The 25,472-nt window shown below is 44.4% G+C and carries 19 protein-coding genes; 13 read left to right on the plus strand and 6 right to left on the minus strand.

The genetic code is table 11. The annotated features are described in order from the left end of the window. The first annotated feature begins 18 nt into the window (after positions 1-18). From recO to acpS, 3 genes are read left to right on the plus strand one after another with little or no spacing between them, the layout of a single operon-like run. Positions 19-747 carry a DNA repair protein RecO gene (gene recO, locus BCU12_RS19625; RefSeq protein WP_198599390.1) on the plus strand — a complete coding sequence of 243 codons (729 nt, stop codon included), beginning with the start codon at positions 19-21 and terminating at the stop codon, positions 745-747. Next, a complete protein-coding gene (pdxJ, locus tag BCU12_RS19630) occupies positions 744-1,475 on the plus strand; it encodes a pyridoxine 5'-phosphate synthase (protein ID WP_102405942.1) in 732 nt (243 codons plus the stop codon). The genes recO and pdxJ overlap by 4 nt, the downstream gene beginning before the upstream one ends. Positions 1,476-1,480: 5 nt before the next feature. Continuing rightward, positions 1,481-1,861 carry a holo-ACP synthase gene (gene acpS, locus BCU12_RS19635; protein ID WP_102405943.1) on the plus strand — a complete coding sequence of 127 codons (381 nt, stop codon included), beginning with the start codon at positions 1,481-1,483 and terminating at the stop codon, positions 1,859-1,861. A gap of 151 nt (positions 1,862-2,012) precedes the next feature. On the opposite strand, the gene barA is transcribed toward acpS, so the two are convergent. Further along, positions 2,013-4,814, minus strand: coding sequence for a two-component sensor histidine kinase BarA (gene barA, locus BCU12_RS19640; protein WP_102405944.1), 2,802 nt, complete (start codon positions 4,812-4,814; stop codon positions 2,013-2,015). Positions 4,815-4,980: 166 nt separating this feature from the next. On the opposite strand from barA, the gene rlmD reads away from it, so the two are divergent. From rlmD to BCU12_RS19670, 6 genes are all read left to right on the plus strand, one after another. Next, a complete protein-coding gene (rlmD, locus tag BCU12_RS19645) occupies positions 4,981-6,297 on the plus strand; it encodes a 23S rRNA (uracil(1939)-C(5))-methyltransferase RlmD (protein ID WP_102405945.1) in 1,317 nt (438 codons plus the stop codon). A 90-nt stretch (positions 6,298-6,387) separates the two neighbouring features. After that, entirely contained in the window at positions 6,388-8,610 is a 2,223-nt protein-coding gene (gene relA / locus BCU12_RS19650) for a GTP diphosphokinase (RefSeq protein WP_102405946.1), read from the plus strand. 298 nt (positions 8,611-8,908) lie between these two features. Then, positions 8,909-9,742 (plus strand): nucleoside triphosphate pyrophosphohydrolase, encoded by an 834-nt coding sequence (gene mazG, locus BCU12_RS19655; RefSeq protein WP_102405947.1) that lies wholly within the window; start codon positions 8,909-8,911, stop codon positions 9,740-9,742. 210 nt (positions 9,743-9,952) lie between these two features. Next, on the plus strand, positions 9,953-11,593 hold the full coding sequence (locus BCU12_RS19660; RefSeq protein ID WP_102405948.1) for a CTP synthase: 1,641 nt from the start codon (positions 9,953-9,955) through the stop codon (positions 11,591-11,593). Between the two features lie 89 nt (positions 11,594-11,682). Continuing rightward, positions 11,683-12,981 (plus strand): phosphopyruvate hydratase, encoded by a 1,299-nt coding sequence (gene eno, locus BCU12_RS19665; protein WP_102405949.1) that lies wholly within the window; start codon positions 11,683-11,685, stop codon positions 12,979-12,981. A 413-nt stretch (positions 12,982-13,394) separates the two neighbouring features. After that, on the plus strand, positions 13,395-14,576 hold the full coding sequence (locus BCU12_RS19670; RefSeq protein WP_102405950.1) for an MFS transporter: 1,182 nt from the start codon (positions 13,395-13,397) through the stop codon (positions 14,574-14,576). A 66-nt stretch (positions 14,577-14,642) separates the two neighbouring features. Here the strand turns inward: BCU12_RS19670 and BCU12_RS19675 are convergent, their stop codons facing one another. After that, positions 14,643-15,860 carry a multifunctional CCA addition/repair protein gene (locus tag BCU12_RS19675; RefSeq protein WP_102405993.1) on the minus strand — a complete coding sequence of 406 codons (1,218 nt, stop codon included), beginning with the start codon at positions 15,858-15,860 and terminating at the stop codon, positions 14,643-14,645. 89 nt (positions 15,861-15,949) lie between these two features. Between BCU12_RS19675 and BCU12_RS19680 the strand changes: the two genes are divergently transcribed. Then, on the plus strand, positions 15,950-17,617 hold the full coding sequence (locus BCU12_RS19680) for an ExeA family protein (protein WP_198599393.1): 1,668 nt from the start codon (positions 15,950-15,952) through the stop codon (positions 17,615-17,617). Next, positions 17,617-18,507, plus strand: coding sequence for a general secretion pathway protein GspB (locus tag BCU12_RS19685; protein WP_133153899.1), 891 nt, complete (start codon positions 17,617-17,619; stop codon positions 18,505-18,507). The genes BCU12_RS19680 and BCU12_RS19685 overlap by 1 nt, the downstream gene beginning before the upstream one ends. 68 nt (positions 18,508-18,575) lie before the next feature. Here BCU12_RS19685 and BCU12_RS19690 read toward each other — a convergent pair whose 3' ends face one another. The 3 genes from BCU12_RS19690 to BCU12_RS19700 all read right to left on the minus strand — a co-directional run bounded on the left by BCU12_RS19690 (position 18,576) and on the right by BCU12_RS19700 (position 21,414). Beyond that, the gene (locus BCU12_RS19690; protein WP_102405952.1) at positions 18,576-19,187 is read right to left on the minus strand and encodes a TIGR04211 family SH3 domain-containing protein; all 612 of its coding nucleotides are present in this window, start codon (positions 19,185-19,187) and stop codon (positions 18,576-18,578) included. A gap of 158 nt (positions 19,188-19,345) precedes the next feature. Beyond that, positions 19,346-20,605: an inorganic phosphate transporter gene (locus tag BCU12_RS19695; protein ID WP_102405953.1), complete on the minus strand. Its 1,260-nt coding sequence runs from the start codon at positions 20,603-20,605 to the stop codon at positions 19,346-19,348. Positions 20,606-20,733: 128 nt separating this feature from the next. Next, the gene (locus BCU12_RS19700; RefSeq protein ID WP_198599391.1) at positions 20,734-21,414 is read right to left on the minus strand and encodes a TIGR00153 family protein; all 681 of its coding nucleotides are present in this window, start codon (positions 21,412-21,414) and stop codon (positions 20,734-20,736) included. A 205-nt stretch (positions 21,415-21,619) separates the two neighbouring features. Here BCU12_RS19700 and BCU12_RS19705 point away from each other — a divergent pair, with 205 nt between their 5' ends. After that, on the plus strand, positions 21,620-23,137 hold the full coding sequence (locus BCU12_RS19705; protein ID WP_102405955.1) for an inorganic triphosphatase: 1,518 nt from the start codon (positions 21,620-21,622) through the stop codon (positions 23,135-23,137). 63 nt (positions 23,138-23,200) lie between these two features. On the opposite strand, the gene BCU12_RS19710 is transcribed toward BCU12_RS19705, so the two are convergent. Continuing rightward, on the minus strand, positions 23,201-23,956 hold the full coding sequence (locus tag BCU12_RS19710; RefSeq protein WP_102405956.1) for a potassium channel family protein: 756 nt from the start codon (positions 23,954-23,956) through the stop codon (positions 23,201-23,203). Between the two features lie 133 nt (positions 23,957-24,089). Here BCU12_RS19710 and BCU12_RS19715 point away from each other — a divergent pair, with 133 nt between their 5' ends. After that, positions 24,090-25,346 carry a methyl-accepting chemotaxis protein gene (locus tag BCU12_RS19715; protein WP_102405957.1) on the plus strand — a complete coding sequence of 419 codons (1,257 nt, stop codon included), beginning with the start codon at positions 24,090-24,092 and terminating at the stop codon, positions 25,344-25,346. Positions 25,347-25,472 lie beyond the last annotated feature (126 nt).

The raw sequence follows: 25,472 nt of genomic DNA on the forward strand, positions 1-25,472 counted from the left end.
CTCTCTATTGGGGGCGTTATGAGTGATGGACTACAACGATGTTTCGTATTGCATCGTCGCCCCTATAGTGAGTCTAGCCTGATCCTTGATGTGTTTAGTGAGGAATATGGGCGGATGACGCTCATGTCAAAAGGTGCTCGCAGTAAACGCTCAAATTTGAAAGGCGCATTACAGCCTTTTACCCCACTGTTGCTCAAATGGTCTGGCAACAGTTCAATGAAAACACTTCGCCAAGCAGAACCCATCAGCTTAGGCTTGCCTTTATCTGGCATTAACCTCTATTCAGCGTTGTATGTGAATGAATTGATTGGTCGAGTTTTAGTGGCAGAAGTGGCCATGCCTTCCCTGTTTCACGACTACCTGCATGCATTGACTGAGTTAGCTCAATGCGATAACCCTGAACCTGCTTTGAGGCGTTTTGAGCTCGCTTTGTTAGCGGCACTTGGTTATGGCGTCGATTTTATTCATTGCGCGGGGACTGGTGAGCCTGTTGAACCTGACATGACATACCGTTACCGAGAGCAGCAGGGTTTTATTGCGTCGGTACGTAAAGATCATTACTCTTTTTTAGGCAATGAGCTTATCGCTATCAGCGAAAGAAGATTCACGACGAAAGAGCAGTTAAAAGCTGCAAAACGCTTTACACGCATGGCCTTAAAGCCGTATCTTGGCGGAAAACCATTAAAAAGCCGGGAGTTGTTCCTACCTCGAATAGGCATTCCCAAAGCACGGAGTATTGGAAAATGAGCACAATTTACCTTGGGGTAAACATCGATCACATCGCGACATTACGTAATGCACGCGGTACTAAGTATCCTGATCCTGTTCATGCTGCAGAAATTGCAGAGCGTGCAGGCGCTGACGGCATTACGATTCACTTGCGTGAAGATCGCCGTCATATTGTTGATCGTGATGTTCGTGTGCTACGAGAAACGCTACAAACGCGCATGAACCTTGAAATGGCAGTGACCGATGAAATGGTGAGCATTGCTTTAGAGACTCGCCCTGAGTTTGTTTGTCTTGTTCCTGAAAAGCGCGAAGAGTTAACAACCGAAGGTGGTCTTGATGTTGTTGGGCAATTAGAGAAAATTAAAGCAGCCACCGCGAAAATGGCCGAAGTAGGGATCAAGGTATCACTGTTTATTGATGCTGATCGAGAGCAAATAGACGCAGCGAAAGCGACGGGAGCCCCTTACATCGAGCTTCATACTGGTCATTACGCTGATGCGAAAACTGAAGAAGATCAGCAAGATGAACTGAAAAAAATTGCCGCTGCAGCCAGCTATGCTGATGACCTTGGCATTGTAGTGAATGCCGGTCATGGTTTGACGTACCACAACGTCGCGCCAATCGCAGCACTCCCAGAGATCTATGAGCTGAATATTGGCCACTCAATCATGGGACGTGCAATGTTTGATGGCTTGCAGAAATCAGTCGCAGACATGAAAGCAATCATGATAGCCGCGCGTCAATAGCCCTAATGCCGGTTTTAGGTTTAGGGACAGACATCGCTGAAATTGAGCGTATTGAAAAGGCTTTGGCCCGATCAGGAGAGGCCTTTGCAAGACGAATCTTAACGCTTGAAGAGATGGAACAGTTCTGTAGCTTGAAGCAGAAAGGGCGTTTTTTAGCGAAACGCTTTGCGGCAAAAGAAGCCGCTTCAAAAGCGTTGGGTACAGGGATTGCACAAGGTGTGTCATTCCAAGATTTTAGTATTGGCAATAATGAGCTGGGTAAGCCTATCCTTGCTTTAACGGGTAAGGCGCAAGAGATTGCAAAATGTATGGGGGTCTCTCATGTTCATTTGACGATTTCGGATGAGCGTCATTACGCCGTTGCTACTGTCTTGTTTGAATCCTAGTTCGGTGTCGTTTTCCTCTCTTTAGTTGCTTAGCATGAATGCAAAAAAGAGCGTGAACCCAGTTAGGTTTCACGCTCTTTTTATATTCCGAGACTATTTTTAATCACCCACTGCGTATAAATGGAGCTCATGCAGGAGTGAATAATTACTCTTACTCGTTATTTTCTAAATACAATTCAGCAGTCGCGAGTACTTTATCCATTTCATCTTGAAGTTCGAATAGCTCAGGCTCAATATCTTCGATTGAATTGCCTGAGCGAAGAGCGGTTTCTATTGTCGCGCATACCTTCTTCAACCTTGGTACACCACAATATGAACAGCTGCCATGAAGCTTGTGTACATGATGGATTAACGCTTCTGTATCTACGTTGTCCGTTTCCAGTGCTTCATCAACGTGAGCGACGACCTCAGGGATATAGCCCACGAGCATTGCCAGCATCTCTTGAGCTAGATCTTCTTTGTTTGCAGCTTGCTTGAGTGCGGCTTGCCAATCAATGATTATGATGTCATTCGCTTCGGGTTGCGTTTCCTGTTCGAAAGATTGAACACGCTCAAATTCTTCATTCTTTGAAATTTCTAGCTTTTCTATTTTGTTTTCTGGCGTGTGCGGTCCCCAGTGAACAAGCACTTGTTGTAAAATATGCTCTTCAATCGGTTTGGTTAAGTAGTCATCCATGCCGGCATTGAGAAGTCGTTCTCTTTCACCCGCCATCGCATGCGCTGTCACCGCGACAACAGGGGTGTTTTTATTGAGCTCTGTTGCTTTGATCTTATGGCAAGCGGTAACCCCATCCATGTGTGGCATTTGAATGTCCATTAATACGATATCAAAGGCATGAGTCTCTGCTTGCTGAACCGCATCTCGTCCATTTGTACAGGCAACGATACTTTCAACTCGCTCCTGCAGAAGGGCGGTGATCAATTTAAGGTTTGCAGGGTTATCATCCACAGCCATAACCTTGAGTGGCAACGTCTCTTGGTAAGACGGCTCGACAGCAGGCAGTAACGTAGGAGGCTGGTTAGCAATCATCATCTGAAGTAATTTCTTACGCGACAACGGCTTAGTAATGCACTGTACATTGTGCGTTTGAATAAGGTGGTCAGACAGGGCTAATTCTGTACTTGGCGTACCCACAATGACGTTCGGCGACACGCTTTTGGCTTTTTCAACCCATTCGCCAATCGTCTCAACAGAGGTCTTTTTATTAGGGGCAAGATTGAGTATGACATAGTCGTAACGCTCGTTTTCTTCAGGCATCGAGGATCGATAGGTCACGACCAATCCTTCCTTGATCAGAGTCTGTTGAATAACCGATGCTGCTTGCATGTTTGGCTCAATCAAGAGTAGGTGTCTCTGATCGAGTACTTGAGCGTCAACGAGTGGACTAATAGGCATGTCTGTGACATGTAATCGTAACGTAAACCAGAAGGTTGAGCCTTGGTGTAAACGGCTAGTGAGGCTGATCTCGCCCCCCATTTGGCTGACCAGTTTTTGGGTGATGACAAGGCCTAAACCTGTACCGCCATAACGTCGGGAAATGCTGGCGTCAGCTTGGCTAAAGGCTTGGAAAAGTTGTGCTTGTTGACGTTCAGAGATACCAATACCAGTATCGCGAACCATGAACTGCAGCTCAACCATGTCGTCTTTTTGCGAACGCAGCTCAACACTAATGTCTATGTTTCCGCGTTCTGTGAATTTGATGGAGTTGCCTACTAGGTTTGTCAGCACTTGCTGGATTCGAAGTGGATCGCCAACGAGCCCGATAGGGACTTTAGAGTCCACTTTTAGAGTGAGCTCTAAGCCTTTTTCATGCGCAGAGGTGGCTTGCAGACTGACCACCTCTTCCAGACTGTCTTGGAATTCAAACGGAATGTTCTCTAGCGCCAGTTTACCCGCTTCTAGCTTAGAGAAGTCCAGAATGTCGTTGATAATACTGAGCAAGTTGTTGGCTGATTTTTCAATGGTTTGAAGGTAATCAGTTTGGCTATTGGTGAGCTGGGTCTTTAGCATCTGTCTGGTAAAGCCAATCACACCGTTGAGTGGTGTTCTTAACTCATGAGACATGTTCGCTAAGAATTCAGATTTCACACGAGCGGCTTCCTGTGCTCGTTTTTTTGCAATGTCTAATTCAACGTTTTGAATCTCAAGCTGTTCTAGAGTTTCACGTAAGTCTGAGGTGGCTTGGTCAATACTGTGCTGCATTTCGCTGTGATAGGCAGAGAGAGATTCTGCCATGGCATTGATACCATTTTTAAGTGAATCCAACTCACCGTGCATTTTACCTTCAATACGTACATCAATATGCCCGCGTCGAATCCTCTGGATCATGTTCTTCATGTGTTCAATTGGGCGGGTTACATCGTGCATTAAACGCATGGCAAAAATGGCTGAGAGACCTAGGCCAAGTAGAAGAACCAAAACCGAGAGTACGATCTCCTGGTATTGCTGCAAACGTAAAGAAGACAGGTCGAGTTCAATTGCGATGTATCCGAAAGCCTGGTTTTCGTTCTCAGCTTCGGAGGCGGTGGCCAGTCTTGATTCGGCCAGAATTGGCGTGCGCATAATCAGAGAGTTATCACTGATATGAGAGGAGCCATAAAGTGGAACGGGCTTCTCTTTAGGAAACATGAGAGATTCAAAGTTGGGATGAAAGTTAGACGTTACAAAAAGCTCATGGTTTGAATCGAAAACGGCAATACTACGAACGAATTTAGAGTTTTTTCGATGCGAGTAACTGATGAGGCGACGCACGGCTTCGTGGCTTTGCTTTTGCATGCCATCTTCACTGGCAATGGCCAGCGGTTCAATAATATTCAACCCCGAATTAATAACTTGCGTTTCAAGATCGTGATAGCGATTGTAGGAAAAGAAGCTACTTAACAGTAAGCCAATGATCAGTGTTGGCGCTAAAGTAAGGGTAATAACTCGTGCACGTAAGCCGTATCTCGTCATTATTTTCTAAACATCGTGGGTTGGATATGGGAAAATAACCCGCAAAGCGAATCATCAAGCGAATAGCTTAGCTTAATCAAGTCAACACGATTCGACAATATACCCAGTGGCAAATAGTGATACTGGGGGTAAATTTATCAATAGAAAACTTTTAGGCACCCAGAGCATGGCACGTTTTTTCCAACCCAAAAAGAAAACTAATATTGAAACCAAGCATCAATCGGTACTGGTGGAAAAACTCGATAACCTAGGCTCGGGTATCGCTTACTTAAATAAGAAGCCTGTTTTTGTTGAGCAAGCGTTGCCAGGCGAAAAAGTCGTGGTTCAATTAACCGAGAGCAAAAGCAAGTTCTCTCGAGCAAAGTTGATTAAAGTCCTAGAGCCTAGCGACCAGCGTGTCGATCCATTTTGTGATTATTACCAGCAATGTGGGGGCTGCAACCTTCAGCATCTGGAGCTTGATTCACAGCGAGAATACAAGCAGCTGTCTTTGAGTCAGTTGATGAGCAAGTTTGCGGGCCAAGAGTTAATGCTTGAACCAATGATTAAGGCGGAAGATAAAGGCTACCGACGTCGAGCTAGAATCAGCTTATTTGTTGATAAGAAAACCCGTCAGCTTCAGTTTGGATTCAGGAAGAAACAAAGCAAGCAAATCGTCAACATTGATCACTGTGATGTATTGGAGCCTAGCTTGAGCGCGTTGTTGCCTGAGCTAAAGTCGTTGCTGTCTTCTTTTAAGAACCCTGAATCTCTAGGGCATATTGAGTTGGTCAAAGCGAATAACGGCATCATATTGGTGTTACGTCATTTAAAACCACTGGCCGAAAAAGATCGCAACGCATTGGTTACACTGGCAGAGCAGCACCTAGCAACACTTTACCTGATGCCAAGTAATGACAAACTAGAACGGATTAGGGGGGAAGTGGCTGAATACCAAGAAGCAGGCGTCACATTGTCTTTCATGCCGAATCACTTTATTCAGGTGAACCAAGATGTGAATCAGAAGATGATCACTCAAGCATTGGATTGGCTAGGCATATCAGGGCAAGATCGCGTGTTGGACCTTTTCTGTGGCCTTGGTAATTTTAGCTTACCGATGGCAAAGCGTGCCAATAGTGTAGTGGGTGTCGAAGGGGTTGATGAGATGGTTGTTCAAGCGAGTCAAAACGCGCAGAGCAACGATCTGGACAATGCTCGCTTCTATCAGGCGAACCTTGAAGAGGATCTTGTGACTCAGCCCTGGGCAAAAGAAAAATTCGATAAGGTTTTGCTGGATCCTGCAAGAGCGGGTGCGAGTGGGATCGTTGATCAAATTTCTCAATTTGGCGCCAAAAGCGTTGTTTATGTTTCTTGCAATCCTGCTACCCTTGCAAGGGATAGTCAAAGCTTGCTAGAGCAAGGATATCAGCTAAAGAAACTTGGAATGCTAGACATGTTCCCGCATTCCAGCCATTTAGAATCAATGGCACTTTTTGAAAAATAGAAGTAACGAAAATAAAGAATGAACCGAAGTATAGAACGAACCGAGAATCGGTAAGTCAAAAACATAATAATAAATTTCTAGGATGAAACGATGGTTGCGGTAAGAAGCGCACATTTAAACCCAAACGAACAGTTTGATTTAGATAACTGGGTGGCTAGCCTAGGACAAGACAAGAACGTCGCAAAACGATTAAAAGAGGTTTACCGTCAATGTGAAACGATAGTAGAAGGGCGTGAAGATGCTCAACTGTTATTGTGGCGCGGACGCGAAATGAATGAGATTTTGGTGACTTTATCAATGGATAAAGCCACTTTAGTTGCCGCGCAATTATTCCCGCTTGTTTCAGCAGGGGCGATTGAGCGTGAGCTGTTTGAAGAAAGCTACGGTAAAGAAACCATCAAACTGATTGATGGCGTAGAAGAGATGGCAGCGCTAGGGCAACTCAACGTTACGTTAGAAGGCAGCGCCGCATCTGGGCAGGTCGATAACGTACGCCGAATGCTATTGGCGATGGTTGATGATTTCCGTTGTGTGGTCATTAAGTTGGCAGAACGCATTTGCAACCTCATCGAAGTGAAAAAATCACCAGACGAAGTGCGTCGAGCGGCAGCAAAAGAGTGTGCCAATATCTACGCACCTTTGGCCAACCGGTTAGGTATTGGTCAGCTGAAATGGGAAATCGAAGATTACGCTTTCCGCTATCAACAACCTGACACCTATAAGCAGATAGCGAAACAGCTGTCTGAGCGCCGTATCGTTCGAGAGCAGTACATTACTGATTTTGTTGATGACTTAACGTCGGAAATGGGTACTTCCAGTATCAATGCCGAGGTGAGCGGCCGACCAAAACACATCTACAGTATCTGGCGAAAAATGCAGAAAAAAGGCTTAGAGTTCGACGAGCTTTTTGATGTTCGCGCTGTGCGTATTATTGCCGATCAACTGCAAGATTGTTATGCCGCTTTGGGCGTAGTACACACGAAATATAAGCATCTGCCGAGTGAATTTGACGATTACGTCGCGAACCCTAAGCCTAACGGCTATCAATCCATTCATACCGTTGTGCTTGGGCCAGAAGGCAAAACGATCGAGATTCAGATCCGCACCAAGCAGATGCATGAAGACTCAGAGTTAGGGGTTGCGGCACACTGGAAATATAAAGAAGGTGCGTCGGTGGCTCGCAGTGGCTACGATGAGAAGATCACCTGGTTACGTAAACTGATCGATTGGCAAGAAGAGATGTCAGACTCTGGTGAGATGCTTGATGAAGTACGAAGCCAGGTCTTTGATGACCGTGTGTATGCCTTTACTCCTCGTGGTGATGTGGTCGATTTACCAATGGGCGCAACACCACTGGATTTTGCTTACCATATCCACTCTATGGTTGGCCACCGCTGTATTGGTGCGAAAGTCGCAGGGCGTATCGTCCCGTTTACCCATAAATTAACGATGGGTGATCAAGTCGAGATCATCACCCAAAAAGAGCCTAATCCTTCTCGCGATTGGTTAAACCCTACCTTAGGTTTTGTGCACTCAGGGCGTGCGCGCGCGAAGATCAATGCTTGGTTTAGAAAAGAGAGCCGAGAGCAAAACTTAGAGGCGGGTAAAGAGATCCTTGAGGTTGAATTATCCAAAATCGGCGCGTCACTGAAGCACGCTCAAGAATATGCGCTAAAACGTTTTAATGTGAACTCGCCTGACGAGCTTTATGCGGGTATTGGCAGTGGTGATCTGCGTATCAATCAAGTTGTTAACCACATCAATGCGCTGGTGAATAAGCCGACTGCTGAAGAAGAGGATAAGCAGGCGCTAGAAAAGCTTCAAGAAGCTGAAAATAAGCCAAGTATTCAGAGCCGCCCTAAAAAAGATGCGGTTGTTGTTGAAGGCGTGGATAACCTGATGACGCACTTAGCGCGTTGTTGTCAGCCAATACCGGGTGATGAGATCAAAGGTTATATCACACAAGGGCGTGGTATCTCTGTTCATCGCGCTGATTGTGAGCAGCTTGAAGAGCTCAGTCATCATGCACCGGAACGTATTATTGATACGGTATGGGGCAGTGGTTTTGTTGGTTCTTATATCCTGACAGTACGTATTGAAGCAATGGAACGAAGTGGCTTGTTGAAAGACATTACCTCGCTTCTGACCAATGAAAAAATCAAAGTCACTAGCATGAAGAATCGTAATGATTATAAGCGTCAGCTTTCCATTATGGATTTTGATTTAGAGCTGACGAATATTGAAATTTTGAATCGCGTAACGACACGCATTGAACAGATAAAAGATGTCATGAGTGTGAAGCGTTTAGGCTAAAACTCTCGTCATACTTGAAGCTGTAGCGTTGTTGCCTGCTTTCGCGATTCTCAATCACATAGTGGACTATGCTCAAGGGAATCGCTCAATTGCCGCCTAGCTACAGCGTCAATTATTTAGAGAGTTGCTAAAAGGTGAGATTACTCGCTCCATCACATAGGCTAGCTATGCTCAGGAGTCTCGCAAGCTTGTTGCCTTGTTAGAGAGCTAACTACATAGTAAAAAGCCCAGAGATAAAAATTGAAATAAAGGTGAGTGGTTTTGGCCGCTCACCTTTTTGTATAGAGGAATAAAAGAAATGAGCCACCCAATTGAGCAGTTAGAAAATATCATGGCGCAGTTGCGCGATTCAGAAAATGGATGCCCTTGGGACAAGAAGCAGACTTTTGACACGATTGTGCCTCATACCATCGAAGAGACTTATGAAGTGGTTGATGCTATCCATAATCGCGACTGGCCAAATCTCAAAGAAGAGTTGGGTGATTTGCTGTTTCAGGTGATTTTCTATAGCCAACTCGCGAAAGAAGAGAACCTTTTTGATTTTTCAGACGTGGTTGAAACGGTGAATGAGAAACTCACTCGTCGTCATCCTCATGTTTTTTCAGACAAGGAGTTTGAGAACGAAGAGGCCATTAATGCTAATTGGGAAATAGAGAAAGCCAAAGAAAAGGCTGAGAAAGCAAAAGACACTGCTGAAGCGAGTGAACCCGCGTTTGAGAGTATTTTAGACGCTATTCCCAATTCAATGCCCGCGCTGCCTAAAGCGATAAAAATCCAGAAGAAAGTGGCTAAATTTGGTTTTGATTGGGACACGTTAGGCCCAGTGGTTGACAAGGTTCATGAAGAGATTGAAGAGGTCATGGAAGAGGCGTTGCAAGTTGATATGAACGAGGAACGAGTAGCGAGCGAATTGGGGGACTTATTGTTTGCTGTCGTGAATTTATCTCGCCACCTTGGGCAGAATCCTGAATCGGCGTTGAGCAAAGCGAATTTAAAATTCTCCAACCGTTTTCAGAAAGTAGAAGGTTTAGTTAACCAAAAAGAAAAAACCTTAAAGGACTTCAACCTCCAACAGTTGGATGCCATGTGGGACGAGGTAAAGCGTTTAGAAAAAGAGAATAAGAACAATTAGTAAACAACATTTTCAGTTTCCTAAAGCTCAAATGTTGACTCATTTCTGTTTTTGACTAACTTAAAAGTGGTCACACAATTTGATTTGAAGCAAAAAATAAAAAATCGCAGTGTGATAGATTTCACGTTGTGGCGATAAGGGGCTTCTGGTATATTTATATCCCGTCCAGAAGTAGTCCATTTCCCTCATTCAACCAATTTCAGGTTAAACATGACGACAAATTACATTTTTGTTACTGGCGGGGTTGTATCCTCTCTAGGTAAAGGTATTGCAGCAGCATCGTTGGCTGCTATTTTAGAAGCTCGTGGTCTTAAAGTGACCATGATGAAGCTTGACCCTTACATCAACGTTGATCCAGGCACTATGAGCCCAACTCAACACGGTGAAGTGTTCGTTACGGAAGATGGCGCTGAAACAGACCTTGACCTTGGTCACTACGAACGTTTCATTCGTACCAAGATGACCAAGCGTAACAACTTCACTGCAGGTCGTGTTTACGCCGATGTTCTACGCAAAGAGCGTCGCGGCGATTACCTTGGTGCAACTATCCAGGTTATCCCACACATTACTAACGCTATTAAAGATCGCGTAATTGCCGGCTCAGAAGGCCATGATGTGGCTATCGTTGAAGTTGGTGGTACGGTTGGTGATATCGAATCTCTACCATTCATGGAAGCGATTCGTCAGTTGGCGGTTGAGCTTGGCCGTGAACGCGCAATGTTCATGCACCTAACGCTTGTTCCTTACCTAGCTGCGGCTGGTGAAGTGAAAACGAAACCAACACAGCACTCTGTTAAAGAACTTCTGTCTATCGGTATCCAACCTGATATTTTGGTTTGCCGTAGCGATCGTGTGATCCCTGCAAACGAACGTAAGAAAATTGCTCTTTTCTGTAACGTACAAGAAAAAGCAGTTATCTCAATGAAAGACGTAGATTCAATCTACAAAATCCCACAATTGATTAAAGCACAAGGTCTTGATGATCTAGTGTGTACTCGTTTCGGCATCGATGCTCCTGAAGCTGACCTTTCTGAATGGGAACAGGTTATCTATGAAGAAGCGAACCCGACCGCTGAAGTGACTATCGGTATGGTGGGTAAATACATCGAGCTTCCTGATGCATACAAATCAGTAAACGAAGCGCTGAAACACGCGGGCTTGAAAAATCGCTTAAGTGTGACCATTAAATATGTAGATTCACAAGATGTAGAATCTAAAGGCTTCGAAATGCTAGAGGGATTAGACGCTATTCTAGTTCCTGGTGGTTTCGGTGACCGTGGTATTGAAGGTAAGATTTTGTCTGCTCAATACGCACGTGAGAACAAGATTCCATACCTAGGTATTTGTCTTGGTATGCAAGTTGCCCTAATTGAGTACGCACGTAATGTTGCGGGTCTTGAAGGTGCACATTCAACAGAATTTAACAAAGACACACAGTACCCTGTAGTAGGATTGATCACTGAATGGGTGGATGGTGAAGGTAAAGTTGAAGAACGTACTGAAACCTCTGATCTAGGTGGTACTATGCGTCTAGGTTCACAGCTTTGTCACCTAGCTAAAGGGACTAAAGCCTTTGAACTATACGGTAGCGCGACGATCCATGAACGTCACCGTCACCGTTATGAAGTGAACAATAACCTTCGACCACAGATTGAAAAAGCAGGCCTGAAAGTGTCTGGCTTATCAGCGGATAAGAAGTTGGTTGAGGTTATCGAGAATCCTGAGCACCCTTGGTTTGTTGCTGCTCAGTTCCACCCTGAGTTCACTTCAACGCCACGTGATGGACACCCACTGTTTGAAGGTTTTGTAAAAGCAGCCGGTGATTACCAACGCGGTGAGTTTGAAAAGTAAAATTTTGAAGTAAGGAATACAGGCAGTTATATACGATTATATGGCTGCCTTTAATTTGACATTTATATTCAACGAGAAGGAAACATTCAATGTCTAAGATCGTTAAAGTTCTAGGTCGTGAAATCATCGATTCACGTGGTAACCCAACTGTAGAAGCTGAAGTACACCTAGAAGGCGGTTTCGTAGGTATGGCAGCTGCACCATCTGGCGCATCTACTGGTTCTCGCGAAGCTCTTGAGCTACGTGACGGTGACAAAGCACGTTTCCTAGGTAAAGGTGTTCTTAAAGCTATCGAAGCTGTAAACGGCGAAATCGCTGAAGCACTAATTGGTAAAGACGCGAAAGCACAAGCTGACGTTGACCAAGTAATGATCGACCTAGACGGTACTGATAACAAGTCTAAGTTTGGCGCAAACGCTATCCTAGCTGTTTCTCTAGCGAACGCTAAAGCGGCTGCTTCTGCTAAAGGCATGCCTTTATTCGAGCACATTGCAGAGCTTAACGGTACTGCTGGTCAATTCTCAATGCCTCTACCAATGATGAACATCATCAACGGTGGTGAGCACGCTGATAACAACGTTGACATCCAAGAGTTCATGATCCAACCAGTTGGCGCTAAGACTCTTAAAGAAGGTCTACGTATCGGCGCTGAAGTATTCCACAACCTAGCTAAAGTTCTTAAGTCTAAAGGCTACAGCACTGCAGTTGGTGATGAAGGTGGTTTCGCTCCTAACCTTAAGTCTAACGCTGAAGCGCTAGAAGTTATCGCAGAAGCTGTTGCAGCTGCTGGTTACGAACTAGGTAAAGACGTTACTCTTGCTATGGACTGTGCAGCATCTGAGTTCTTCGACAAAGAAGCTGGCATCTACAACATGAAGGGCGAAGGTAAAACTTTCACTTCTGAAGAGTTCAACCACTACCTAGCTGAGCTAGCAAACAACTTCCCAATCGTTTCTATTGAAGACGGTCTTGACGAGTCAGATTGGGATGGCTTCAAGCACCAAACTGAACTTCTAGGCGACAAGCTTCAAATCGTTGGTGACGATCTGTTCGTTACAAACACTAAGATTCTTGCTGAAGGTATCGAGAAAGGCGTAGCTAACTCTATCCTTATCAAGTTCAACCAAATCGGTTCTCTAACTGAGACTCTAGCTGCTATCAAGATGGCTAAAGACGCTGGCTACACTGCAGTAATCTCTCACCGTTCTGGCGAAACTGAAGATGCAACTATCGCTGATCTAGCGGTAGGTACAGCTGCAGGTCAAATCAAAACTGGTTCTATGAGCCGTTCTGACCGTGTTGCTAAGTACAACCAACTTATCCGTATCGAAGAAGCTCTAGGCTCTAAAGCTCCTTACAACGGTCTTAAAGAAGTTAAAGGTCAATAATCTCTAGAAGATTGTTAATCTAAGCTTTGAATGCCTCGCTCATGCGGGGCATTTTTTTGTCTGTAATAAAATGGCCTGAGAGATGGTTAGGTTCTAAAGCTCCTCCTATTAGCAACGAAAGCGGTCTTAAAGAAGTTAAAGGTCAATAATTCCCCTAGGTTTTAAACTTAGCGAATGGTTAATCTCAGCTTTGAATGTATCGCTCATGCGGGGTATTTTTTTATCTGTACAAAATCAGATGTCAGGCTTTTAGGCCAATTAGGTTGCTCTTTAATTCTTAATCTGACGTTTATTCGATGAATCAGATTGAATATTGATCGTAATTCGATCGATGCCCGTGATACAGTCAAAAGGTCTGCAAGACGTCGTTTACACCCCCTAGAAAGAATACCCAGGAAGAAAAGGAATCCCTCATGTCAGCCAGTGCTTCAAATTGGAAAACCCCTCAGAACTTTCTCATTATCATTTCTATTATTGTTCCGATTGCGCTTTCTAGCTGGATGGCACTGCTGAATAACTTTGTCATTGAAAAAGCCAACTTTGACGGCAGTGATATTGGATTATTGCAAAGCGTTCGGGAGATTCCGGGATTTTTAGCGTTTACCGTCGTTTTTGTACTTCTGTTTATTCGTGAACAGCGCTTCATGTTGCTCTCGTTGGCAATGTTGACGTTAGGCACGGTGTTAACGGGGTTCTTTCCCAGCCTGATAGGGCTGTTATTAACCACGCTTCTTATGTCGGCGGGCTTTCATTATTTTGAAACGTTGAAACAGTCACTGTCTCTACAGTGGTTAAACAAGGATGAAGCCCCTGAAGTACTTGGTAAATTGATCTCTATAGGCGCATTAGCTTCGCTTCTGACTTATGGATCCATTTGGGTAATGTTCGAGAAGCTCCACTTAGACTTTGTCTGGGTTTATTCGATCACGGGTGGAGTTGCGTTTGTATTAGTGGCCTGGATTGCTTTTTCATTCCCTGAATTCAAAACAAAAACACCACAAAATAAAAAGCTAGTGCTCAGAAAACGCTACTGGCTCTACTACGCTTTAACCTTTATGAGTGGCGCGAGACGACAAATTTTTACTGTTTTTGCAGGCTTCCTGATGGTTGAAAAGTTTGGTTACTCGGTCTCTGATATCACGTTACTTTTTTTGATTAACTACCTATTTAATTTTTTGTTTGCCAAGAAAATAGGCCGTTTCATTGGCATTGTAGGTGAGAGAAAAGCGTTGGTTTTTGAATACATTGGGCTGATCTTTGTGTTTGTCGGATATGGATTAGTGCAAAGTGCAGAATGGGCGGCGGCACTGTACGTAATCGATCACCTATTTTTTGCCTTGGCGCTAGCAATAAAAACCTACTTCCAGAAAATCGCGGATCCCGCCGATATGGCCTCAACGGCAGGGGTGGCATTTACGATTAACCATATTGCAGCGGTCGTTATTCCGGTGACTTTTGGTTTTATTTGGCTTATTTCACCTTCCAGCGTCTTTTACATTGGCGCATGTATGGCAGGGATTTCGTTGCTTCTGTCACTGAATATTCCTGCAAGTCCCGATGAAGGTAATGAAGTGCGAATCTTACGCTGGAGCTAGGAACTCTCAGTTAAAACACCTTATTTTTAGCGATAAGGTGTTTTAATGGATAGAAATATAGAGCGTTTAGAGTTGAATCGCTGCAATGGCTTCAATTCGTCTTTTCTCCATCTCCGTTCTTATCTCTTTACCTTGGAAACCATCAGTAATGATCTCCTGAACATTCACACTCAGGGCGGCCTGGTAAGCTTGTTCGAAAATTTGTTTCTGCGGATAATCGATCTCTTCGAAGCCAGTCCTTCCTCTGCTGTCTGCCATGCAGCTCAATAAGATCTCTTCAAGACGATCCGGCTTTCTCCAGACATCAAACTTATTGAGGACTTTGAGCTTAGTACTCGGTTTAAGCTCAGCAGCTCGGTGGATGTTAGAGTGCTGCTCACAGACCATCAGCGCGAGTTCTTTAAACTCATTCGGCACTCGGACACGCTCACAGAGCTTCTTAATGATTTTTAGTCCCGTATGACAATGCATTTTATGGCTAGGCCACTCTTGCTCTGGTGTTATGCCTTTCCCCAGATCATGAACTTGAGCAGCAAAGCGAACAGGAAGTGACTCGCTCAGTAATGCGGCTTGATTTGCGACCATTAAAGTGTGGATGCCTGTGTCTATTTCAGGGTGCCACTGCTCAGGTTGAGGAATGCCAAAGAGCCTATCTATTTCGGGTAATACAACCTGTAATGCGCCACAATCACGAAGAACAGACAGGAAAACTTGTGGATTTCTAGTGGAAAGGGACTTATGCCATTCTTGCCAAACACGCTCTGCGGTTAAGTGCTCTAATTCACCAGACTGGCTAATCGCTTTCATTAATGCCATTGTCTCTTGCGCAATTGTGAAGCCGAGGTGATGAAATTTAGCGGCAAAGCGTGCTACCCGAAGCACTCGTAAAGGATCTTCGGTGAACGCCTTTGAGACATGACGTAGCGTTCGATCTGCAAGATCAGCTTGGCCTTCGTATGGATCGATGATGTTACCGTAGTCATCTTGTGCCATGGCGTTAATTGTAAGATCGCGTCGAAGAAGATCTTCCTCTAATGTCACGTCTTTAGCAAAGTAGCATTCGAAACCTGTGTAACCAACCGATGTTTTTCGCTCTGTGCGCGCCAGTGCGTGCTCTTGTTTTGATTTTGGATGCAAGAATACAGGGAAGTCTTTACCCACAGGTGTAAAGCCTTTGTCTATCATCTCTTCAGGTGAACTACCCACAACAACCCAGTCTTTGTCATAGACATCGAGATCAAGCAATTGATCTCGCACAGCGCCACCTACTAAATATACTTGCACGTTAATTCCTTGAATTTTGTCGTTTGCCATTGGCGTTCAATGTTAGTAATGGTACTTTCCTTAACACTTTAATTATAGAGATGAGAATGATGTATCAGGACTTTTTTGCATTCAGTGAGCCTCCATTTTCTATTGTCCCTAATTCTCGTCATCTATTTTTGAGTCAAAGACACAAAGAAGCGATCCAACACCTAGAAGCTGGGCTGGGTGAGGGCGGTGGTTTTGCATTGTTAACCGGTGAGGTTGGGACTGGAAAAACAACCGTGGCTAAGGTTATGTTGGCGAACTTGGGTGGCTCTACACAAGCAGGGTTAATTCTTAATCCGACCTTTTCTGATCTGGAACTGCTTGAAGCTATTTGCGATGAATTTTCTGTGGAGTATGCCGAGAATTCAACGCTTAAGCAGTTAAACCAAGCCATTTATAAGTTCTTGATCGGTAATCACGCGAACGGTGTTCAAACGCTACTCGTGATTGATGAGGCGCAGCATTTGGCTGCAGATGTTCTAGAGCAACTAAGGTTATTGACTAACTTAGAAACAGACACTCAAAAGTTACTCAAGGTGCTGTTAATTGGGCAACCAGAACTTCAAGAAAAGTTAAAGATGCCGCAATTGCGTCAATTGGCACAAAGGATCACAGGGCGCTATCACCTGCTTCCATTGACGACGTCAGAGAGCGTCAAATACATTCTGTTTCGCCTAGAAAAATCAGGTGGTCAGCGTGATCTCTTTCCGCTTAATGGCCTGAAATACATTGCTAATCAAACGCAAGGGATCCCACGCTTAATCAACTTGGTTTGTGACTCTGCGCTTAGAGCGGCTTATCAGGCGGGAATAAAACAGCCTAATCGCACGCTTATCCAGAATGCTTGCCATGAAGTGATGCAATTTCAAACCTCGTACTCTAATCAGCGTATTGAAAAAACGTCGCATAATGGTTGGCCTATTGCCTTCAGCCTTTGCCTAGGTATTGCGGTCTCCGTTGCGCTTTACTCTGGTTTAGCAAGCAAAGCTAAAGAGGTCGTGGCTGCACAGGTGAACATGAAAAGTAGTGTTGAATCTAAAGCGCCCGCTGAACTCATTGAACAAGAAATATTTTCCCCTGAATTAAAGCAGAAAATACTGCAATCTAATAGCTTAGAGCAGAGCATAGGTGAGCTGTATAAAGTTTGGGGTTATCAATCGAGTGTTTTAGACAGACTTTGTGAGAATGAGACTAACTCTTCGCGTCTATTTCACTGTGAGAAGCAACAAGGGAGTTGGCAGGATCTTTTGACTCTGAATCTTCCGGTTGTCGTTCATCTTGATATCGATCTCCAAAAGCGTTATGCCGTTCTTAATCAAATCGATAATACCCTGGTGGAATTGCTGATCGATAACAAACGAGTTCGATTTGATAGGAAGTGGTTAGAGGCCATTTGGACAGGAGAGTATCACTATATTTGGCAGCCTGGCTTTTACCAAGTGCTTAAAAAAGGGATGTCTGGTGACCCAGTTTCCCAGTTAGATGTTAGGTTATCGACTCTGATGCAGGAACCAGCGAATGATTCATCACTCTTTGATGAACGCTTAGAGAGAAAGGTTAAGCTATTTCAGCGATGGCAAGGAATGGATGTTGATGGTATTGCAGGTCAAAGAACCTTGAAAACACTAGCGTTACTTACTCAAGAAAATGCACCCACGCTGCATCAACCAAGCTCTCATATTAAGGCGTATTCACAGCCCGCTACTGAACGAATCGAGGGGGCGAAGTAATGTCTGAAATATTAAAAGCACTCAAGCAATCTGAGCAGCAACATCAAAGTTTTAGTGCTTATTCTTCCGGTCCAGTTGAAACGAATTCAAACCGACCTAGTCCATTACCAAAGCGAAAACTCGTTGTTGCTTTTTTACTGCCAGTTATGGCGACCTCTATTTGGATTGGCGTTGATACTTACCTCTTCTATGAAGAACTGAATCAAAGAGAAACTGCCAGTTCAAATATAGTTGTAGAGACTGTCGAGGTCGAGAGCCCTTTTTCGTCTTCCCCTTACGTGTTGGTTGAGCCATTGAAATCGACTCAGTTGGGTTTGGTCGAGGTCGCTCAAGGTGGTCTTCCATCAGAAGCGCGTTCTAATGAGGCAAAAGCTTCTACAGTGGCTGCAGCTCGTATTGATGAAGAGATAAATGGGGCTGCGATAAATGAGAGCGATGTCGACGCGCTGTCTCAGCTCGATTTATCTCAGTTCTCTCCAGAGCTTGCCCAGCGTGTTCAGTCAGCATTTCCCTCTGGTGGAGAAGACCTGAGTTCATACGGGACCGGTTTACCGTCTGAGTTAGCGGAGAATGGATCGTCGAATCAGTTACCCTCTAATATTAGAACCAATGACATAACCAATGAAAGAATAACTGAAGAACCTGAGAGCATTAAACTGGTTCAAAAAGGGGCCGATTTTGTTGGCCATTTACCGGCATTGAATTTTCAAACCCATGTCTATTCAAGTCAGAAAAGTAAGCGCTGGGTGAAGGTGAACGGTAGCGAGTTTACCGAAGGGGACTGGATAAACCCTGAGATACAGATTCTTGAGATTAAGCAGCGTTACAGCACGATTGATTTCCAAGGGCAAAGAATCGAAGTGCCTGCATTGTATGATTGGAAAGGGTAGGAATATATCAAGGTTACAGATAAAGAAAAGGCCACTCAACAGTGGCCTTTCGCATTTTAAATGATTATTTATGCCCAGCCGTTTGGCGACTTCTTACGGCGAGGGATAACGTGGGGTAGCAGAAGGCCAAATAGAAGACCACCGCCAGCAACACCGCCACCGTACATGAAGTACTTCAGCAATAAATCTTCTTTTTGTGTATCTAAGCGAGCGCGAAGTTCACGAACTTCAGTTTGCGAAGCGGTCAGCTGCTTACTGATGTCGCTGTAGTTCTGTTCCAATTCAGCAATCTGCTGATTACGAACTTCTAAAGAATCGATTAGACCTGCTTTTTCGCTATCGGCGTTACCGCGAGCATTAGACAGCTGAGCTTTAACCGTTGTGAGTTCTTTCTCGAGCTTAGGTAAACGAACTGCCATGCTTTCTTGGCGTGTTACGAAGCGAGTTTCTACCCAACCTGTGCGGCCTCTTGAATCTCGAACTTGACTATAACCAGTGTCTCTATTGGTATCGAGAAGACTAATTTTATCACCAGCATCAATACTGCCAACAATTCGGAACTGATTGTTGGGGCCCGAATGCATGTAGGTAAATAGTTTGTCCGCGATATAGCGGTCTTGAGCAAAAGCTGCTGGAATGGCCATTAGAGAGACCAAAACCATGCAAATCAATTTCTTCACAGTGAATCCTTTAACAATATTGATGATGGTAAATATATCTACTGGATTGATAGTATGAATTTTCTTTAGGCCATGCAACAAAGAAGGGAGGCAAAGCCTCCCTTTCTGTGCGTTTGAGTCAATAATGACGTGGCGCTTACAATCTACAAACCTGGAACTTAAGCAAACATGCCTTGAATTGCATAGAAGAACACAACGGCGAGAAGTGCACCAGCAGGCAGTGTCACTATCCAAGATGCCACGATGTTTCGGACAACACCTAGGTTTAGAGCACCGATACCACGAGCAAAACCTACCCCTAATACCGCACCCACTAACGTTTGTGTTGTCGAGATTGGTAAGCCAGTACCCGATGCTAGAACCACAGTACAAGCTGTCGCCAACTGAGCGGCAAAACCGCGGCTTGGTGTTAGTTCAGTAATACCTGTACCAACAGTAGCCATTACTCGGCGACCAAGGGTTGCAAGACCAATAACAATACCAAAACCGCCTAGAGGAAGAATCCACCATGCAATCTGAGTTTTGCCTGTGATTTCACCCATATGTTCTACGGTTGAAACAATGGCTGACAATGGACCGATTGCATTAGCGACGTCGTTTGAGCCGTGAGCAAATGCCATCGCACAAGCGGTGATAACCATCAGTACAGTGAAGATGCCTTCAACACCAGCAAACCCATGATCTTCTTCGCGGTTCGCAAATTTCTTATGGATATACAGGTAGCCGCCAATCATGATGACAGTAGAGAAGGCGGCTGCCCACATCCAAGCGTCACCATTACTGAGGTGTAAGCCTACGTGCTTTAAGCCTTTTTTGATTGTCACGAGTGCAATGACCATCGTTGTGATGAACATGTATACAGGAACGAATCGTTTAGCATTAAACAGAGGGTTCTCAGTATCAAAAATTAGGCGTTGGGCACTGATAAAAATCATGTAGGCGAAAAAGCCAGAGATAAGAGGCGTAACCAGCCAACTACCCACAATACCTTGCACAGAACTCCAGTCTACGGCTTCTGTACCGACAGAGACACACGCAAAACCGATGATGGCACCGATGATAGAGTGAGTCGTAGAAACCGGCCATCCCATGTAAGATGCGAGCAATAGCCAAGTACCTGCCGCTAATAACGCAGACAGCATACCAAACACTAACACATCGGGCTGATGGGCAAACAGCTCAGTATCGATAACGCCTTTGCGAATCGTATCCGTTACTTCACCACCAGCAAGGTATGCCCCTGCAAACTCAAAGATCATCGCGATGATGATCGCTTGTTTTACTGTAAGTGCTTTGGAACCTACTGAGGTGCCCATTGCGTTCGCAACGTCATTTGCACCTATACCAATAGCCATTAAAAGACCAAAAGCGGCAGCAATAATAATCAGTAGCGTGCCGTGGTTAGCAATGATATCCATCGTTATACCTAATTGTGTAATAAAAATCGGAACAAAATTTAGACGCGACAAACCCATCAGCGATGAAAATACTCATCGCCTAATCTGTGCGTTTATATCGTGCTCTTCGTTATTGAATTATCTGTGATTTAAGAGCGAGAAAGCATAACTTCAAGACGAGCGCCTACACGCTGTGCTTGATCTGCAATGCCACCAACCCACTCTAGAATTTTGTATAAGAACATAACGTCAATCGGGTTATATTCGGACTCAACGGCCATTAATTGCTGACGAAGCTGAATTTGAATGGCATCAGTGTCGTCTTCAATTAAATCAAGTTGATGAATCATTTCTGCAACAAGCGTCACTTCACGGCCTTTAAAGCCAGTCTCGAGCAGTTCGTCAAACTCATTAATCACTTTCTGAGCTTGATCGGCTGCGTCAAGGCATCGCTTTACATAAACGATGAAGTTTTCTTGAAGTACTTCAGGAATAACCAAACGACGACCATAAACACGGCCTGAGATGTCTTTGGCTAGATTGGCGAGCTTGTCTTGTTGAGTCAAAAGCTCAAGCATGTCGGTACGATCGACAGGCATAAACAAACCGCGAGGAAGTTTTAGGCGAATTTCGCGCTTTAGCACATCAGCTTCTTTCTCTAAATGAGAAATCTGAGCACGAATTTCTGCTGCTTTTTCCCAGTCGCCTTTTGAAGAAACTTCAAAAAAGTTAACTAGGTGAGAGCAACATTCATTAACGCACACTACGTGGCGCTGCAAAGGCTTTATAGGGGACTTTGCAAATAACCCCATTATTGTATTCACTGGCATGGTCATTGAACCTAATAAATATAACCTAAAAAGAACATACACCATTTCATGGCGAAATGTTGAACGATGGCTATAAAGGCGCGCATGTTAACCCATTAAATCTCTCATTAAAACTGTTTTAGATCATGATTGACGTCATAAATCTCACTTGCCGAGTAGCAAGATTGGCCATATCCTGTTGCTATCTGCTTTGAAAGGTACAGTTATGGAAACCGAAATAGAACTGAAGTTTTTTGTTTCACCTGAATTTTCAGGGATTTTACGAGAAAAAATCTCGGAAATGAAAATCCTTCAGCACAGTTGTCGTGATCTTGGGAATACATATTTTGACACGCCAGATAACTGGTTACGTCAACATGATACCGGTTTGCGAATTCGACGCTTCGATGATGTCTTTATCCAGACAGTCAAAACTGCAGGTCGAGTGGTTGCCGGGCTGCATCAAAGACCAGAATACAATGCGGAACACACCTGCAACATTCCTGATTTAACACTGCACCCGCAAGATATTTGGCCTCAAGAAAGAGAGATAAGCATCCTTCAATCGGAACTCATGCCTCTCTTCGCAACAAACTTCACTCGTGAGCAATGGCTAATAGGCATGCCTGATGGAAGCCAAGTAGAAGTCGCGTTTGATCTCGGTGAGGTGGTTTCCGGTGATAAACGCGATCCCATTTGCGAGATTGAGTTTGAGCTCAAATCAGGGCAAACCGACGCTTTGTTTACACTGGCTCGTCAATTTAGCGAATACGGCGGCATGCGACTGGGCAATCTAAGTAAAGCAGCAAAAGGCTATCGCCTAGCACAAGGCTATGCCGGTGATGAAGTTAAACCGTTATCATTGGTCAACACCGAACGCAGCGATAGCGTTGAGTCGTGTTTCATTCACTCTCTTGAGCATGCCTTATCACATTGGCTCTACCATGAACAGATATACTCAGAAAGAGAATCCATTGAAGCATTGCATGAAATTCGCAATGCACTCAGCTTCATTCGTCAAACATTGACCATTTATGGCGGCATAGTTCCTCGAAGAGCCAGCGCCATTCTTCGTCAAGAACTTAAGTGGTTGGAACAAGAACTCGACTGGCTAAAACAGTACGATTACTTGGCTGACCTTCTTGAAGACAAAGGCCATGTTCTTAGAAAGCTAGACGCGCGCAAATATTTAGTCTCTGAGCTTAAGAGTGTTCAGGATGCGCTCCCAAATCGAGATGAAGTCATACAGCTTTTGTCGTCTGCACGATATACGGGAATCTTACTCGATCTTAGCCGTTGGATACTCACTCGAGGTTGGCAGCCCTTCTTAGACGATAAAGCGCGTGAGCAGATGTCTCATTCGATCCCTAAATTTTCAGTGAATCAGTTAGATCGCACATGGGCTGAGTTAATAGAGGCGTTTCCACCGGAACGGTTACTGACGAGTGAGGAATACATCGAACAACAGTATCGCTTAATGCGTAATCTCTACACTGGCGTTGGTTTTGCGAGCCTTTATGATGTTGATGAACGCAATAGCTTCCGATTGCCTTGGGCTGACCTTATGCAAGGCATTGATGATTTATTGATGCTGAAGCCTTTGGCGGAAATGGTGGATAAGCTAGAAGGTGATGAAAAAGATCAGTTGCAACGTTGGTTAGACAGACAAGAAACTTCAATCTTGCATGCAATGGAACAAACTCGGATCATCAGTATTGAAGCTGAACCCTATTGGCAACATTAGAGTGCTGACTTGATACAAAAATAGAGCCTAGAATGGCTCTATTTTTGTATGGATGAAAAGCACTTATTCTTGAGAGGATTTTTTCTCTAGAGACTCAAGTCTGTCAATGATCTCTTTCTGTTGTAAGACGATCTCTTCTAATAGACGTTCTTTGTTTTCCTGTCTAAGCGTTTGTTGATGGGTGGGCGATGTGATCATTGAGGTGATCAGACCTGAAATCATACCAAATAGCCCTACTCCTGAAATGATCAATGCTGACGCGAGCAATTTCCCCGTCTCAGTGACGGGATAATGATCGCCATAGCCAACCGTTGAGATCGTCACCAGTGCCCACCACAATGCGTCGCCGCCATCTTGTATATTGGCAGCGGGGTTTCTACCTTCTATAAAGAGCATCATGCTTGAGCCTACGGTTAGAAGCACGACAAGCAATAGAAGTATTGAGGCTAACGTCGTTTCTTTACGATTAGTAAATAACTGGCTGACAATGAACCTGCCTGATCGAATAACCAGAATAAAACGAAGAATGGAGAACACTCGTGCATACCGTAGAGGTTCAATGAGGGGGAGACTAGCGAGGAAGTCGATCCAGTGCATTTTCATGTATTGCACCTTATTTGCGGCTCGGATCAAATCAACCGAAAGTTGTAGGAGGAAAATACTACAGATAAGAAAGTCTAAGCCGATAAGTACCTGACGAGTTTCATGGCTAATAGGCATAAACAATAAGCCAGAGATCACAAATAGCGCCATAAACGACAGGATCAAGGATAATAAGCTCATTGGTTTCGTATCGTTTTTGATATCATCTTTATTCATACGAGGCTCGAAATAAATTGGTAATTAGTGCTTTGGCGCTAGTTCAAATAGTTCATTCAATATACATGAGTATTTAGACGTTTAGATAACTTCTTGAATGAACAAAATAATTAATAATTGCGGAGAATGGACAATGGCTAGGATGGAATTTAAACCATGGGAGCGGGTGATCACCAATACTCGTTTAGTTCCAAAGATGGTTCTACTTATGGTGTTTAGCACGCTCTTAATCGTGACGAAGCAGCTATGGGATGCAAGCACATTTCACGACGCTCTTCTTCTAGCGACACAAGATGCAGCCGTGGCGCAAGAACACTATGAAGCCTATCTCGTCCAAGTGGTATGGCAAACCATCATCATGATTGCCTTATTCGTTGTTATTCTGCTTGCAGCCGCTCGAACGATGCTACGTCAAACTCAGTATTTGAATGATTCGATCAAGCAAATGGCCTGTAAAGATCTTTCTGTTGAGATCATGATGGATTGTAAAGATGAATACGGTGACGTTGCTCGTGAGTTAGAGACAACGCGCCGTCAATTGCAAGAGATGATCAAAATGCAGGTGGATTCATCTCAAGAGCTAGCCACGCTGACTGAGGTGATGACATTGAGCATGTCTGAAACCAAAGAATCAACGCAAGAAGAATTCAACGAAATAGACCAGCTAGCCACCGCCATGAGCGAAATGAGTTCGACGGTTCAAACCGTGGCAGATCATGCTCAGAACGCATCATCATTAACTGAGAATGCCTCTGGTCAAGCGCAAACGGGTCAACGTTTTGTGCAAGACAGCGTGACTAAAATGAGTGCGCTCTCTCAAGATATCAGCGCTTCTGCTCAGGCTGTGAACCAAGTGGAAGACAGTGTGGATTCCATCGGTAGCGTTGTTGGTACTATTCAAGGTATTTCCGAGCAAACGAATTTACTGGCACTCAACGCCGCCATTGAGGCTGCGCGTGCCGGTGAAGCAGGACGTGGATTTGCTGTGGTAGCCGATGAAGTTCGTAACCTTGCCCAACGCACACAACAGGCGACGGTTGAGATTCAAGAGATGATCAGCCAACTTCAAAGCAATGCGACGTCAGCAGTAGAGTTGATGGAGAAAAGTGTCGTTGAGGCTGCTGAAGGGGTTGAGCTCGTAACCAATGCAGGCAGTGAGCTAGATGGCATCGTAGATCAAGTGACTCAGATAAATGATATGAACTTCCAAATCGCGACCGCAGCTGGGCAGCAAAGCAGTGTGGCAGAAGAGATGGATCAAAACTTAACCAATGTTCGTGAACTGGTAGAAGCTTCGGTTCTTGTCATTGGTGAGTTACTTGAAACCTCTGAAATCATGCAAAATAATGCCGAAGAGTTAGATAAGAAAATCACCTCTTTCAAAGTCTAAACTCACGTTCTGACGATAAATTCGCTCGCAAGAACGCTCACTACGCTTAGTGGGCGTTTTTTTATGGCATAAGTTTGATATAACTGTTGTCATCATTATCGAAACATTTTCACGACTACGCCTCAG

Source organism: Vibrio sp. 10N.261.55.A7 (assembly GCF_002877365.1).
Taxonomy (GTDB): domain Bacteria; phylum Pseudomonadota; class Gammaproteobacteria; order Enterobacterales; family Vibrionaceae; genus Vibrio.